Source organism: Candidatus Aminicenantes bacterium, assembly GCA_026393795.1.
Lineage (GTDB): Bacteria > Acidobacteriota > Aminicenantia > UBA2199 > UBA2199 > UBA2199.
Window position 1 is genome coordinate 1 of the sequence record JAPKZL010000209.1, and the last position, 1,828, is coordinate 1,828.

Below are 1,828 nucleotides of genomic sequence, written 5' to 3' on the forward strand. Positions count from 1 at the left end.
AAAAGATGGGCATGGGCGGGCTTCTCGGCGTAGCCAGGGGCAGCGCGCAGCCGCCCAAGCTGATCGTGCTCAAATACCAGGGCGACAAACGCTCCAAGCGCACGGTCGGCCTCGTGGGCAAGGGATTGACCTTCGATTCTGGCGGCATCTCGATAAAGCCGTCCGAGGGCATGGGTGATATGAAAGGCGACATGGCCGGCGGGGCCGCGGTGATTTCAGCGTTGCGCGCCATCGCGGAGCTGAAGCCCAGGGTGAACGTAACCGCCATCGTACCGGCCACCGAAAATATGCCCAGCGGCAGCGCCTGCAAGCCCGGCGACGTGCTGAAGGCTTCGAACGGCAAGACCATAGAGGTGGTGAATACGGACGCGGAGGGGCGCGTCATACTGGCCGACGCGCTGAGCTACGCGCGCAAGCTAGGGCTGTCCCCGGTAATCGATGTAGCCACCCTTACCGGAGCCTGCCACGTGGCGCTGGGCGATCACTACAGCGGTGGCCTCACCAACGACCAGCAGCTTATCGAGAAGGTCATCGAGGCGGGCAAGGAGGCGGGCGAGCGCATCTGGCAGATGCCCCTCGACGACGATTACAAGGAGTCTAACAAGAGCGACATCGCCGATGTCAAGAACTCAGGAGGCAGATACGGCGGGGTCATAAACGCAGCCCAGTTCCTCCATGAATTTATCGAGGACACGCCCTGGGTGCACATCGACATCGCCGGCACCTCCACCTCCGATAAGGATAAAGGCGCAGTGGTCAAAGGCGAGACAGGCGTGATGGTGAGGACGCTGATCAATTTCGTACTTTCCCTTTAATATATATCCAGTCGATTCCGAAAACTGATATAAAATATAGTATTTGCGTTAACAAGGAGGAGAAATGAAAGTCAAGTGGTTAGGTCATGCTTCTTTATTAATCACCTCAGATAAGGGAACCAAGATTATTACAGACCCTTATACACCTGGCGTGTACGGCCTTGAGTATAAGCCGATCACGGAAGCCGCAGACATCGTGACCATTAGCCACGAGCATGACGATCACAACAACGTGAAAAGCATACCCGGCAAACCCCAGATACTCAAGGGCGCCGGCAAGCATCAGGCGAAAGGCATCGAGTTCCGCGGCATTGCCAGCTGCCACGACGAATGCGGCGGCAAGGAACGCGGCGACAATACGATATTCGTTTTTACGGTCGATGATATAAAGCTCTGTCATCTGGGGGACCTGGGCCGCGTCCTGACCGATAAGGAGGCCTCCGAGATCGGCAAGGTGGATGTCCTGATGATACCGGTGGGCGGGAGCTTCACCATAGACGCCACCGGAGCCGATAAGGTTATCGCTCAGCTGAAACCCCGCATCGTACTCCCGATGCACTACCAGACGGACAGATGCCCGAACTTCCCCGTGGCCAATGCCGATCCATTCCTGAAGGGCAAGAAGAACGTAAAAAAGATCGACGACTCGAAGGTTGAACTGAAAGCCAGCCAGCTTCCAAAGGATACCCAGATATACGTTCTCAAGCACGAGCTGTAGAATCGACGGAGGAACAATGGAAATCATACTCAAGACCGAGCTATCCAACCTGATGTACCGCGGCAAGGTGCGCGATTCGTACGACCTTGGCGACAGCATGCTGATGGTCGCCACCGACCGCATCTCCGCATTCGATGTGGTGCTGCCGTGCGGCATCCCCTACAAGGGAGCCGTGCTGAACCAGATCTCCGCCTTCTGGTTCGAAAAAACAGAACACATCATCCCTAACCATGTAATTAAAGTTATCGAGGACGCCGACTGGCTCAACGAGATGTACGGAAAACGCGCATGCCAC

3 protein-coding genes are annotated in these 1,828 nt (G+C 56.2%); all 3 read left to right on the forward strand.

Going from position 1 to position 1,828, the window contains the following annotated elements; genetic code table 11:
• On the forward strand, positions 1–815 hold an 815-nt coding region (locus NTW95_10260), incomplete at its 5' end, for a leucyl aminopeptidase (GenBank protein MCX6557795.1).
• Positions 816–879: 64 nt separating this feature from the next.
• Complete coding sequence (locus NTW95_10265) at positions 880–1,533, forward strand: MBL fold metallo-hydrolase (GenBank protein ID MCX6557796.1); 654 nt, start codon at positions 880–882, stop codon at positions 1,531–1,533.
• Positions 1,534–1,549: 16 nt separating this feature from the next.
• Positions 1,550–1,828 (forward strand): phosphoribosylaminoimidazolesuccinocarboxamide synthase (locus tag NTW95_10270; GenBank protein ID MCX6557797.1); only part of this gene is annotated, 279 nt, incomplete at its 3' end.

Bases quoted from the DNA above. Each gene is read 5' to 3' on its own strand.
- NTW95_10265 (MCX6557796.1), top strand. From the start codon at position 880: ATGAAAGTCAAGTGGTTAGGTCATGCTTCTTTATTAATCACCTCAGAT.